Below are 12486 nucleotides of genomic sequence, written 5' to 3'. Positions count from 1 at the left end.
TTCATGAGAATCTTCCCATCGTTCGTGATAAAATAGTCGCGATTCTACCACCAAAGGAAGGTTCATGACACGATTCCTCTTCGGTTGCCTGCTTTTCCTGCTTGCCACCCCCCTGTGGGCCGCACCTCGGAACGTGGTGCTGTTTGTTACCGACGACCAGGGACAGGATGCCGGGTGCTACGGCAACAAAGTATTAAAAACTCCTCATCTGGATCGACTGGCGAAGGAAGGGGTGCTGTTCGATTACGCTTTTGCCACCACCGCAAGCTGTTCTGCCAGTCGCTCCGTCATTCTGACGGGCATGCACAACCATGCGAACGGGCATTACGGCCACCAGCACGCCTATCACAAATTCAGCAGCTACGACAATGTGAAGAGCCTGCCGGTTCAACTGGCCGCAGGTGGGTATCGCACCGCACGGGTGGGCAAGTACCACGTGGCACCCGAAGATGTGTACAAGTTCGATCAGGCGTTGCCAGGGAATGCACGCAACCCTGTGCAGATGGCCAACAATTGCAAAAAACTGTTTGCTGAAGCCAGCGACAAGCCATTTTTCCTTTATTTCTGCACCGCAGACCCGCACCGCAGCGGGGGCAGTGTTGCTGGTGATCCGTTGAAGCCGAACCCGTTTGGCAATACGCCAAAAGGATATCCGGGTGTGACGGAAGTGAAATATGACCCGAAAGATGTGGAAGTGCCAGCATTTTTGCCCGATACGCCGACTTCACGTGCGGAACTGGCACAGTATTACCAGTCGATCTCCCGCATTGATCAGGGCCTGGGGCAATTAATCCAGAATCTGCAGGAAGCTGGCCAGCTCGATAACACCATGATTATATATATTGCCGATCATGGAATCGCTTTTCCGGGTGCCAAAACCACCACCTATGAGCCGGGATTGCGGGCACCGTGCGTGGTGCGGAATCCGTTTGCGAAGCGGAAAGGCGAAAAATCGCAGGCAATGGTTAGTTGGGTCGATCTGACACCCACAATTCTGGATTTTGCTGGCATCAAAAATCCCGCACCCGCGATTCAGGGGAAATCGTTTCTGCCAGTACTGGATGCCGAACCCAAAAAAGGGTGGGATAAAATCTACGCCTCCCACACGTTTCACGAAATTACGATGTATTACCCAATGCGGGTGGTCCGCGAACGGCAGTACAAGCTGATCTGGAATATGGCCCACCCCCTGCCATATCCATTTGCGTCCGACCTGTGGGAGGCCCCCACGTGGCAGGAAGCTTACAAGCAAGGCCCCAAAGCGATGTATGGGAAACGCACGGTCAAGGATTACATTCAGCGACCAGCATTTGAACTGTACGACCTGGAAAATGACCCACACGAAGCCCAGAATCTGGCTGGGAAGACCGAGTATGCGGAAATCCTGAAGAAAATGCAGGCCGACCTGAAAGAGTTCCAGAAGCAGACAAAAGATCCCTGGATTCTGAAATGGGAATATGAATAAGCCGCTTGAGTGTCACATCCCTGGGAATCGCTCAAGCATCTCAGCATAGTGAGCATCATGCTTGCGACAATCCATGAAGTGCAGGCGAAACCTGCTCTAAGTCGAAAAAGTATCCTGATCTTCTGTGGAAAAATCCACTTCCAGTGGGTCATCCACATGGGTTTCGGTGGTTCCATTCAGCTTGTGATCCCACTGTTCCTGAGTCAGCAGAACTTCCCGGGCCTGGGCTCCATTGTAAGTGCCCACAATACCATCTTCGGCCATGTAATCGATCAGGCGTGCGGCACGTCCATAACCAATTCCCAGTGCCCGCTGGAGCAAGGAAACACTCCCACGGCCTTCGCGAATGACAATTTCAACCGCTTGCTGGTACAGGGCATCCGGTTTGCGGGATTGATCGGGAACGGTTGGTTCCTCATCCCCACAGTTATCTTCCTGGTTCAGGTTCAGAAGTTCGTTATCAAATTCGGGGTTTTCTACTTCGAGAAATCCGGTAACCCGCAGAATTTCCTGATCGCTGACGTAAGTGCCCTGTGCCCGCAGAATGGTGCTGTTGTTGGGCTGCAGAAACAGCATATCTCCCTTGCCCAGCAGTTTTTCCGCCCCCATTTCATCCAGGACCACGCGACTGTTCGAGCGGTCTGCCACCTGAAAGCAGATGCGGGCGGGCAAATTCGACTTAATTAAGCCAGTAATTACATCCACCGTGGGCCGCTGGGTAGTCAGAATCAGGTGAATACCTGCCGCCCGCGACTTCTGTGCCAGACGGATGATATGGCCTTCCACTTCTTTCTTCCTCGCCATCATCAGATCGCCCACTTCGTCAATCACGATGACGATGTAGGGCATGGTGGCGGGAATCAGATCGGCATCGGCCGGTTCTGCAGGTCGCACACGGCGAATAATTTCATCGTGGGTCAACTGGTTATAGCTGGAAATGTTCCGCACCCGGGCCCGTCGTAACAGGTCGTAGCGCTGTTCCATTTTGTCGACTGCCCACGATAAAATCGCTTCCGCTTTGGCGTTATCTGTGACCACAGGGTGCATCAGGTGGGGCAATTTCGCATAATCAGCCAATTCCACCTGCTTCGGGTCGATCATCAGCAGGCGACACTCTTCTGGCCTTCTTGTCAGCAACAGACTGATGATAATGGAGTTCAGGCAGACCGATTTCCCGGTGCCGGTCCGCCCGGCAATCAACAGGTGGGGCATATCAGCCAGATCGTAGACCAACGGCACGCCTTCGCTGTCTTTCCCCAGAATCATCGGCAGTCGGGCATGGGCACTCACTTCTTCGCAGGTTCGAATCAGTTCCCGCAGGCGGACGATGCTGCGTCGTTCATTGGGTACTTCGATCCCTACGGTATTCCGGCCTGGCAAGGGTGCCACAATCCGCACGCTCTGCACACGCAGGTTCAGGGCAATATCTTCAGAAAGGGCCAGCACACGGGATACCCGCAGACCAGTTTCCAGCGCAATTTCGTATTGTGTTACAACAGGGCCCGTATGGATTCCCACCACGGTGACTTTCAGGCCGAAATCAGCAAATGTTTTCTCCAACAGCCCCGCCACCTGCCGCAGATGGACTTCATCGTCTGTGTTTTGCTGAACAGGAGATTCATCCAGCAATTCCAGCCCAGGTAAGTCATTTCCGGGAATATTTGGCTTAGACTTGCGTGGCTTCACTTCAGGTGGGGCAGGGATTTCCTCAATTGGTTGACGCACCGCAGGTGGGATGCGCAGTGGTTGGCGTACCGGTTCTTTTTCTGCTTCCCGTTCCACTGGTGGTGGATTGCTGGCAAACGAAAAGACTGGTGAAGGTGATACCGCCTGAATGGTTTGGTCCAGCTCTGCCAGCACTTCTCGGGAGGCGAACAGTGATTTGGCCACCAGTCGCAGGCGTTGTGGGGCTTTTTCGACCCACTGGCCGGTGCGGGTAATGAGTATCCAGAAGCCAACCAGCAGAAAATCGAGACTGAGTACGACCCCAAATACCAGGCCTGCACTGAACAGCATGATCCTGCCAACAAACTCAAATCGTTGTTCCAATTGAATCGCGATAAAAGCACCCAGCGTGCCCCCGGGACCCACCAGTGGGCCCTGCCAGCGAAAGGCACCATACCAGTCAACAGCCAGACAGCAGCACGGCACCAGCACCGCCCAGCCGATTAGTCGACGAGCGATCGTTTTGAGGTCGAAGTGGAAGTTCAGTTCCAGCACAATGGCTATGCAGGCGATGAAGTACGCGAAGGCCCCGTACCCTAGTGCAAGGATCAGAATATTCCGAATTGCTTGCGCAGCGGGCAGCACCGACGGTAACCAGCCGGGGATGGTTGGTTCCGGTAATGTGGGCTGGCTGACCAGGCAAGCCAACTGGTAGAGCGTTACTAGAATAACGGTACCACTGAAGGTCCGAATCCAGGACTGTCGAGTGGTGTTTTCGGGCATAGCACTGATCCCTCGCGAAGCTCGAATAATTCTGTTGTAACTGCCAAACGGCGGATACTGGTGCTGGAGATGGGGTGTTTTTGCCCGAATCCCAAAAGCGGGATTGTGCAACCGTTAGGAATGCAACAACTGATTCAATATGCATATCGCACTGTGGGAACCGGAAATCCCGCCAAATACTGGAAATATCGCCCGTTTGTGTGCAGCAACCGACTGCCCACTGCACCTGATAGGTAAACTGGGTTTTCAGATCGATGATCGGGCGGTTGCCAGAGCAGGTCTGGATTACTGGCACCTGGTGACGATTCGTCACCATGAAAGTTTTGAGCAGTTTTTGTCTGTGGTGGGTGAAGAGAACATCGTCTGTATTGAAACTTCAACCAACCGCAACTACACAACGATACCGTTTACAGCGGACACCTGTCTGTTATTCGGCAACGAATCCAGCGGGCTGCCACGCACGATCCTCGAGCGATTTGCCGTGCAAACCTACACCATCCCGATGCCGGGTACAGGGGTACGCAGCCTCAATCTGGCCAATTCAGCCAGCATTGTGCTCTATGAAGGCCTGCGTCAACTGCACGGCTGGTAAAATCGGCAGCACATGGGGTGCAAACTTTACAAGTTTCCCCAAACTGCCTATTGTGCCAATTCTCTGCTTTCCGATGCAGTGGTATGAGCACGGAAGCACCCACCAGCGATCAATCCGTGGTAGCAATTACCACACCGGAAGCCTTGCGGCGTTTCGTGAAAGAATATTTGTGTTCCCACGATCATCTGGATCCGAAGCAGACCCCCCTCTACCAGGCGCGGCTGGAACGTGGGGGAAAATTGTGTGGCCTGCTGTTTCATGTGGAAGGGCCCCGCCTGCTACGCACTTCAGCAATCTGGGCCACCGAAGACCACTGCATTATCTTTTATGATTCCACCGGCCAGCGCTTTGGGGAAGTCAAATTAAGCGAATCTCCGGAACGGCTGCAGTAAAAGCAGATTTCTCCAGGTTGACACAACGCACAGGCATTTTTTGACCAAACCACTCCCAATGCGTTAATTTTGCCCCACAATGCAGGTTGTATTCGTGGGAAGATTGTGAAATAATGCCGACTGAAGTGTATCATTTGACCTTCACTCCCACCTGAGACTACTCGCGATGTATCTTCGTGCGATGCTTCTATTTCTGGGAGTGTGGTTGCTGTTGTGGCTGGCAAGGGCCAGAAATCGGCAGCTTTCGTTGCTTTCGGGCATCCTGACCATGCCTTTTGCCGTTCTAGGCTACATTTTTGTACCCGCCTACTGGTTGCCAGACCACCACGTGCAACTGTTCCGTGGGGTGGGCATCGAAGATTTTCTGTTCTGTTTTGTCAGCGGCGGGCTGGTCGGAGTGCTGATTGTCGTGCCGCACGGAGATCGCTGTAAGTTATTGCCAGAAAAGATCTTAAAGCGATATCTCATCTGGTCGGGAATCTCGCTTGCTCTGGTATTCGGTGCTGTCGCTGTGGGGTGCCATTCTCTGTATGCGTGCATCGGCAGTTTTATCTGCTGCACGCTGTTCTGCTACTGGCAACGCCCACAATCGATCGCCCCACTATTAAGAACAGGGGTTGAATTCTGCCTGCTGTACACCGCATTTTCGATTGTGTATCTGAATTTCACCCCCCACGCGGGGCGATTCTGGCAGGAAAGTGCCATTTCCGGCACTCGTTGCCTGGGGTTGCCCATCGAAGAATCACTATGGGCGTTCAGTTTCGGCACTGCCTGGCCAGTGATTGTAACATATCTCCTGCACGGAAAAGAAGACAGAAATACGATATTCAAAACCAAGTATGTTAAAGTAACTGAAATAGAACAGTAAGAATCAACCGGGCCTGAATCATTCCCAGGATCTTTAGGGATTCAATATGTTTCATTATGTACAAATACTGACTCTCCTGGTTGGGTGTTGTCTCAATGCTGCTGCTGCTCCAAAGCTTGAACTCAGACCGAAGCCAGGTGAAGAAAGAGATTTTGTGATCCACCCGAAACTGAAGATGCGGTTTTGTCGGATTCCGGCTGGAAAGGCGATATTAGGGGCACCAGATAGCGAAAAGCTTCGAACAAAAGACCAGAAAGAGCATTCTTTCACTACCCCAGGATTCTGGCTGGGGAAATTTGAAGTAATGCAGGGTGATTGGGAGTCGGTCATGGGAATGAATCCGTGCAGCTTTGCTAAAACGGGTGAAAATAAAATGTTGGTTGCCAACATGGATACAAGTCAATTTCCAGTAGAGAGCGTCAGTTGGGATGATTGCCAGATATTTATCAAGAAATGCAAACTAGCTGGCTTTGAAATTCGATTACCACATGAAGATGAATGGGAATATGCTTATCGTGGAAGCAAAGGAAATAAGCAAGCTTTTTACTGGGGTAATGAGCTGAATGGAGATAAAGCGAATCACCGAGGTGAAAGACCCTATGGCACGAAAATTAAAGGTAATACCCTCGAACGTCCTTGTCATGTGGGTACATATTCAAAGCAGGCTCCTCATCCCTGGGGATTGTGTGACATGAGTGGGAATGTTGCAGAATGGTGTGATAATTTATACCCAGGGAGTAAGTATCGTGTTTTCCGTGGAGGAAGCTGGAGCGATGAGGGAGAATTCTGTCGCGGAGCGATCCGCTTCCGAAACACACCAGACGATCGAAGTAAGGTCATTGGTTTCCGATTAGCGTTAATTCCAGAAAGCAAATGACCATCTCTTGACACTCGGTCTTGCTACAAAACAACAATGTCACCAACGACAGAGTTTCTTTTTTCCGAATCATTCACCGGGTACGGGGATCCGCAGCAAAGTCAATCGGAATGCACGCTCCTGTTCATCCTGTAGATTTGGTTTGCTTTTTTTGTCGCGTGCCGTTTGCAGGTATCGCTCCCACTGCTGATTTTCGCCCAGACTGCACAGAAGAAAACCCTCGTTCCACCGCTCATAATGTAGTTGCTTGCCAGAATAGCCATCAATAAGCTGTGCCGCAGGCAACTTTAATTCTTCCAGCTTTTCGGGATAGTGACCATGCTGAACACGATATTCTGCAACCGAGAAAGCAAGTTCAAATATCCTAGTTTGAATTTCCAGATAAGCACTACTGACAATAAGTCTGTCATAATTGCCAGTCAATTCAAGTAACACCCCATTGGCAATGTGAATAGCTCGAGTTCGTGAGCTGGATAAGATGGAAAACTTTGGTGGGGGACTTTGTTTCAATGATTCAATTACTTGTTGACAAGCCACGCGTTTTGCATTGATATCAGGCTTCTGAGAGGCTGCAATATATGCGTCAAATACTTCGTTAATCCTAAGCAGAATCTGATTATAATTCAAAGATCTTATGAACATTCGCTTGATTAATCCTGGCCTGGCTTGCAGATCTTCCAGTCTCATCAATTCGTTGACATCCCCATTCCAAGTAGTGCCATGCGCATGTTGTAGCAGATCGAGAATGCAGAAACGTTCACATTCGTCCAACTGTCTGCCTAAGCTTCGCCGAGGCGGTAGTTCTGAGAGTTGCTGATGTAATGAATCGAAAGCAAAGTTCTCTCGGGTCAACTTTGGGTAGAGGTAGCCACAAGCACCTTGGGCAAGTCGTATCACGGCCTGCCCTACGAGCGAATCAATTACCGTTCCAGCATTGGACTGGATCAACCGCCCTAGTCGCATGGCAGCATACAGATCATTCCAGGCATCCTGAATACGCTGCTCCTGGATTGCATTCATTGCCCGAACTTTGAAGTAATATGCAAGATTTCTGAACTTTTGTGAAAAAGAAAAGTTTGCTGCGAGCAATAAAGGTCTCGAAGAACCTGTTACCGGCACCAGTGGGTAATAATAGCTCGGTCGTTCAATCGCCCGCATAGCAATTTTGACTGGCTCTTCGTTCGCTTTCAGCCAGGCAGCTACTTCAGGATAATCAATTTTACTCCATGGTTGGTTACATTCTTCAGGAAGATCACCTCGTGTTCGCTCGGGATCGTTTTCATCTTTTCTGCTGAAATTCTTGAAATAGATCCCCTCACCTTTCGGTTCTTCGACTTCCAGCAATTCGTAGAACATCGGTGGCATTCGCTGTCCTTCCGGAAACGGGCCAATCGCCTGGATAAGCAATACCATGGCATTGTCATCCGGCTTGATATCCCCCTTTAGCTTTTTGTTCAGCACACCATAATAGTCGATATTCCCATCGGCATCATACGTTGTTACTCGCGTAGTTTCGTAACTGATGGTGCGGTTCAATCTTGCAGGCCAGACTGCCCATAACAGAATGCAGAATGCCAGTGTACCAGCAATAAACCACCATTTGTATTTTTTGATTCTGTGCATTTCAAATTCACTTTCACATGGATCAGTAGTGTCTCATTCTTACAAACTGCTGAGCAAACTCGTGGCAGCATTTTCCTGCCGTTGATTCAAACAACACCAGTTGAAGCAGGTGCCACATTGCGTATGAGTGCTGCAATGATTCAACTAACATCGCAACTTAAAAATGCTCTATCGAATGGCTAAAGTGTATCGGAGCCGTAATTGGGTTTTTTCATCATTTTCACCCCTTTTTCGGTACTCATGAGATTTGCCCAGGTTTCCCAGCCTTCGGTGTGCAGGCAGATTGCACGAATGCCAGCCATCACCGGCATGGCCAGAAACAGCCCCATGGTACCCCACACGAGATCCCAATAGAGGCACGCCAGCATCACGGTGGTGGCATTCAGGTCCATGCTGCGTCCCATCACCAGGGGTACAATCAGGTAACCTTCCACCGTTACCACAATAATGTAGATCAACATGATAAACAGAGCATGCCACGGAGAGCAGTTGATTAACGCATCCAGTACCGGCGGAATCCCCGCAATGATGGTGCCGATGTATGGGATGTATGAAAGCAATGCGGTCAGTAATGCCCAAGTCCACGGCTGTTTCAAATCCATCAGCGAGTAGATTATCCCCAGAAATAGTCCCAGCCCGCAGTTGACGATGGTTCGCCAGACAAGGTAAGAACGGATTGCCTCAATCATTTCTGTCAGTGCGTGGCGGACGCGGCTTTGAATAACGCCATTGGTGCCAAAGATTTCTCGAATGCGTGCACCAAGAAATGCCCCTTCCAGCATCATAAACAGCATCACAAACAGAATAATAATGCTTTGTAACAGCCACACTCCCACGGCTTTGCCAAGGACGACAAACTGGTTAACAATCACATCCCCTTCGAGGAATTTCTTCACATAGGCGAACACCGTGGAACGCTGTGGGTCGACTGGCATCACTCGATTCACGGAACCTGGGGCAACCGATGCCACCACATCCCGCGATTTGCTATAGATTTGCTCGAGACGATCCGTGTCGCGTGGGTTGGGCAATTGTTCCAGCATCGATGGGATGGAAAAGGCAAACCCCACAAAAATGGCGACATTCACTGCAACCACGGCCAGAATGACACTGAGGCAGGCAAAAAACCATGGAATGTGCAGTTTTCTGTTCAGCCAGGTGGCAGCGGGGTACAGGATCACCGCCAGCATGGCAGCGATGACCAGTGGAATAATGACTGTGTGGCCAAGATAAAGGGTCAGGGACAGGCCTAAAAAAGCCAGAATGTTCAGACCAATCCGAGTTGCCGAAGAAAGATTTGGTGCCATGAACAGTAACTCGCTGAAACTTGGTTAGGTTGGAAACAGTTTTGCTGCCCGCAATGTGTTATATAACAACATTGTAATGGTCATTGGGCCCACCCCTTTGGGCACCGGAGATAACCAGCTTGCAATTGGTGCGACCTGGTCTGCATCGACATCACCTACCAGCTTGCCATCGACTGAATTGATCCCCACGTCGATGACGGCTGCACCCGGTTTCACCATTTCGGCGGTGACAAATCGTGGTTTACCCACCGCAGCAATCAGAATATCGGCGGTGCGGGCAATTTCCGCCAGTTCTTCCGAATTACTGTGCACCACCGTCACAGTGGAATTACACGCCTGCGGGAAGTGGTGCGTGGGTTTCTGCATCATGATCAGCCCCAGCGGCTTGCCCACAATATTGCTGCGTCCAATGATGACCGCCCGCTTACCTTGGGTGGGGATGCCACTTCGTTCCAGCATCTGCTGCACCCCAAACGGCGTGCAGGGCAAAAATCGTGGGTAACCAGTCGCCAGCAGCCCCACATTTTCCGGATGGAAGGCGTCCACATCCTTTTTGGGATCGATTCGCTGGATAATAGCCGCTTCATTCATGTGGCGGGGCAATGGAAGCTGAACCAGAATGCCCGAAACCTGCGGATCCTGGTTTAGCTGGTCCACCAGGTGAAGTAAATCGTTTTCTGTGGCATTGTCCGGCAGGCGGTGCAGCCAACTGCGTAGTCCCACCGACTCGCACGCTTTTGCCTTATTACTGACATAAACTTCACTGGCGGGGTGGTTGCCTACCAGCACCGCTGCCAGTCCCGGTGGGGGTAAATTGCGGGCCACAAGGTGCTGGACTTCGCTGGCAATTTCTGCCCGAATTGTTTTGCTAAGTTCCAGCCCGCTAATGATTTGCGCTGACATGACCTGTTTGCCGTGTGGGAATATTCCCTAAGTGGAAGTTTACAGTAATTCCTTGGCAGCCTGGAAAATTGCCTGACTGTTCAAGCCATATTTTTCCAGCAGGCTTTCAGGAGTGCCCGATTCTGCAAACTGGTCGTCGATCCCCACAAATCGCATCGGGACCGGGTGTTGTTTCACCACGGACATGGCGATGACACTGCCAAGGCCACCGTGCAGCAAATGCTCTTCCACCACCAGAATCTTGCCGGTTTCTTTGGCTGCTGCCAGTACTGCTTCGTGGTCGCATGGCTTTACCGTGTGGAAATCGAGCACGCGGGCCTGCACGCCCGTTGCGGCCAACATTTCTGCTGCCTGCAGCGAAGGTGCTACCATCAGGCCATTGGCAATGATGGTCAGGTCGGTGCCAGCCCGCAACTGATTTGCTTTGCCTAATGTGAAGGTAAAGCCTTCGGGATAGAGCACCGGCACTACTGGTCGACCTGCACGCACGTAGGCGGGGCCTTTCATTGCGGAAACCGCTTTGATCGCCGCATGCATACTCGGTTCGTCGCATGGCACCACTACGGTGAAGTTGGGCAGGCTGCAGGCCAGACCCACATCTTCAATCCCCATCTGGGACGGGCCGTCTTCACCAATCGAAATCCCCGCGTGCGTGCCCACCACTTTGACATCGAGGCACGGAAATGCCACCGACATCCGTAATTGATCGTAGGAATTGCACATCACGAAGGTGGCAAAACTGGATACCCAGGCCTGCTTTCCGCAGGAGGCAAGGCCGCCTGCAACACCCACCATATTCGATTCGGCAATGCCCACATTAAAAAATCGTTCCGGAAACTTCTTGGCAAACAGTTCGGTGCGGGTGGAATTATGCACGTCACCATCCACCACGACAATATCAGCACGTTCTTCGCCCAGTTTGGCTAATGCAATGCCAAATGCTTCTCGTGTTGCTTTCCCCATGGTCATATTCATATTTTCAATTCTCTTGTATCTTGTGTGCGAGTGTTACAGGCTTTCAATGAAGGCCAGTGCTTGTGCGGTTTCTTCTTTGTTGAGTGGTTTGCCGTGGTGGTTGGGATCGGCTGCCAGAATGTCGTTAATCGGATAGCCTTTTTTCGTCTGAGAAATGATCACGCTTGGCTTGCCCCTGGTGTTGCAGGCGGTGGTCAGTGCGGCGATGCATTCTTCCAGATTGTTGCCATTGATTGTCTGTGCGGCCCAACCAAACGCTTCCCACCGTGGGGCGATTGGGGATAAATCCAGCACATCCTTGGCGGCACCAGTTTGCTGGTAGCCATTCTGGTCGACAACAGCAATCAGGTTATCCAGTTTGAACTTCACCGCAGACATGGCGGCTTCCCACACCTGACCTTCATTGATTTCGCCGTCACCCATCACCACAAAGGTTTTGTAGTTCAGACCATCGACGCGGGCTGCCAACGCATGGCCTACACCCAGCGACAAACCCTGACCCAATGACCCTGTGGACGCTTCCACACCGGGCAACCGTCGCATGTTGGGGTGGCCTTCCAGTTCGCTGCCCAGTTTTCGCAATGTCACCAGGCGATCCGCACTGAAGTAGCCCGCTTCAGCCATCACCGCATACAGCAGTGGTGCGGCATGACCCTTGCTGAGAATAAAGCGATCCCGATCTGCCATGGTGGGGTTTTTCGGGTCGAACTTCATGAACCCACCAAAGTAGATGGCGGTAGTCATTTCTGCTGCCGACAGTGAACTGGTGGGGTGACCAGATGCTGCGGCACTGGTGCTGGTGATGATCCCTTTGCGAATCCTCTTCAACCGGTCTTTTAATTCAGAAATCGATGCACTCACTGGAGAGCCCTGGGGTTAGTGCTGAACGAGCAATTTACGACAACATTTACTATTGAAAGGGTATGAAAAACGACCACATTCGCAAGTGCGTCTTAATGCTTCCCCGATTTGAGAAATTGCAGCCCCACGTGGGGAATGAACTAGGGCACAGACTGGTGAAAATGGGCAATTTGGG

General features: G+C 51.4%; 11 protein-coding genes. 5 read left to right on the top strand and 6 right to left on the bottom strand.

Annotated features, from left to right (window positions below; all coding sequences use genetic code 11):
• The first annotated feature begins 64 nt into the window (after positions 1-64).
• Positions 65-1465 carry a sulfatase gene (locus tag R3B84_22780; protein ID MEZ6143403.1) on the top strand — a complete coding sequence of 467 codons (1401 nt, stop codon included), beginning with the start codon at positions 65-67 and terminating at the stop codon, positions 1463-1465.
• A 96-nt stretch (positions 1466-1561) separates the two neighbouring features.
• Here the strand turns inward: R3B84_22780 and R3B84_22775 are convergent, their stop codons facing one another.
• Complete coding sequence (locus R3B84_22775) at positions 1562-3913, bottom strand: DNA translocase FtsK 4TM domain-containing protein (GenBank protein ID MEZ6143402.1); 2352 nt, start codon at positions 3911-3913, stop codon at positions 1562-1564.
• 139 nt (positions 3914-4052) lie between these two features.
• Here R3B84_22775 and R3B84_22770 point away from each other — a divergent pair, with 139 nt between their 5' ends.
• From R3B84_22770 to R3B84_22755, 4 genes are all read left to right on the top strand, one after another.
• The gene (locus R3B84_22770; protein ID MEZ6143401.1) at positions 4053-4505 is read left to right on the top strand and encodes a tRNA (cytidine(34)-2'-O)-methyltransferase; all 453 of its coding nucleotides are present in this window, start codon (positions 4053-4055) and stop codon (positions 4503-4505) included.
• Positions 4506-4588: 83 nt separating this feature from the next.
• Complete coding sequence (locus tag R3B84_22765; protein MEZ6143400.1) at positions 4589-4897, top strand: hypothetical protein; 309 nt, start codon at positions 4589-4591, stop codon at positions 4895-4897.
• A gap of 181 nt (positions 4898-5078) precedes the next feature.
• A complete protein-coding gene (locus R3B84_22760) occupies positions 5079-5765 on the top strand; it encodes a lycopene cyclase domain-containing protein (GenBank protein ID MEZ6143399.1) in 687 nt (228 codons plus the stop codon).
• 46 nt (positions 5766-5811) lie between these two features.
• Positions 5812-6642, top strand: a complete 831-nt coding sequence (locus R3B84_22755) for a formylglycine-generating enzyme family protein (GenBank protein MEZ6143398.1) — start codon at positions 5812-5814, stop codon at positions 6640-6642.
• A 69-nt stretch (positions 6643-6711) separates the two neighbouring features.
• Here R3B84_22755 and R3B84_22750 read toward each other — a convergent pair whose 3' ends face one another.
• From R3B84_22750 to R3B84_22730, 5 genes are all read right to left on the bottom strand, one after another.
• Positions 6712-8265, bottom strand: a complete 1554-nt coding sequence (locus tag R3B84_22750; protein ID MEZ6143397.1) for a hypothetical protein — start codon at positions 8263-8265, stop codon at positions 6712-6714.
• Between the two features lie 179 nt (positions 8266-8444).
• Positions 8445-9572: an AI-2E family transporter gene (locus tag R3B84_22745; protein MEZ6143396.1), complete on the bottom strand. Its 1128-nt coding sequence runs from the start codon at positions 9570-9572 to the stop codon at positions 8445-8447.
• Positions 9573-9596: 24 nt separating this feature from the next.
• The gene (locus tag R3B84_22740; GenBank protein ID MEZ6143395.1) at positions 9597-10475 is read right to left on the bottom strand and encodes a bifunctional 5,10-methylenetetrahydrofolate dehydrogenase/5,10-methenyltetrahydrofolate cyclohydrolase; all 879 of its coding nucleotides are present in this window, start codon (positions 10473-10475) and stop codon (positions 9597-9599) included.
• Between the two features lie 39 nt (positions 10476-10514).
• Positions 10515-11450 (bottom strand): transketolase C-terminal domain-containing protein, encoded by a 936-nt coding sequence (locus R3B84_22735; GenBank protein ID MEZ6143394.1) that lies wholly within the window; start codon positions 11448-11450, stop codon positions 10515-10517.
• A 33-nt stretch (positions 11451-11483) separates the two neighbouring features.
• Positions 11484-12311, bottom strand: coding sequence for a transketolase (locus R3B84_22730; GenBank protein ID MEZ6143393.1), 828 nt, complete (start codon positions 12309-12311; stop codon positions 11484-11486).
• Positions 12312-12486: the final 175 nt, after the last annotated feature.

This window comes from Zavarzinella sp. (genome assembly GCA_041399155.1).
Classification (GTDB): Bacteria; Planctomycetota; Planctomycetia; order Gemmatales; family Gemmataceae; genus JAWKTI01.
The sequence above is the reverse complement of the archived record's forward strand: the minus strand, read 5'-3'. Positions and strand labels throughout refer to the sequence as shown.

Excerpts from the sequence above, each read along its gene's own strand:
- R3B84_22780 (MEZ6143403.1), top strand. The coding sequence starts at position 65 with ATGACACGATTCCTCTTCGGTTGCCTGCTTTTCCTGCTTGCCACCCCC.
- R3B84_22775 (MEZ6143402.1), bottom strand. The coding sequence starts at position 3,913 with ATGCCCGAAAACACCACTCGACAGTCCTGGATTCGGACCTTCAGTGGT.
- R3B84_22770 (MEZ6143401.1), top strand. The coding sequence starts at position 4,053 with ATGCATATCGCACTGTGGGAACCGGAAATCCCGCCAAATACTGGAAAT.
- R3B84_22765 (MEZ6143400.1), top strand. The coding sequence starts at position 4,589 with ATGAGCACGGAAGCACCCACCAGCGATCAATCCGTGGTAGCAATTACC.
- R3B84_22760 (MEZ6143399.1), top strand. The coding sequence starts at position 5,079 with ATGCTTCTATTTCTGGGAGTGTGGTTGCTGTTGTGGCTGGCAAGGGCC.
- R3B84_22755 (MEZ6143398.1), top strand. The coding sequence starts at position 5,812 with ATGTTTCATTATGTACAAATACTGACTCTCCTGGTTGGGTGTTGTCTC.
- R3B84_22750 (MEZ6143397.1), bottom strand. The coding sequence starts at position 8,265 with ATGCACAGAATCAAAAAATACAAATGGTGGTTTATTGCTGGTACACTG.
- R3B84_22745 (MEZ6143396.1), bottom strand. The coding sequence starts at position 9,572 with ATGGCACCAAATCTTTCTTCGGCAACTCGGATTGGTCTGAACATTCTG.
- R3B84_22740 (MEZ6143395.1), bottom strand. The coding sequence starts at position 10,475 with ATGTCAGCGCAAATCATTAGCGGGCTGGAACTTAGCAAAACAATTCGG.
- R3B84_22735 (MEZ6143394.1), bottom strand. The coding sequence starts at position 11,450 with ATGAATATGACCATGGGGAAAGCAACACGAGAAGCATTTGGCATTGCA.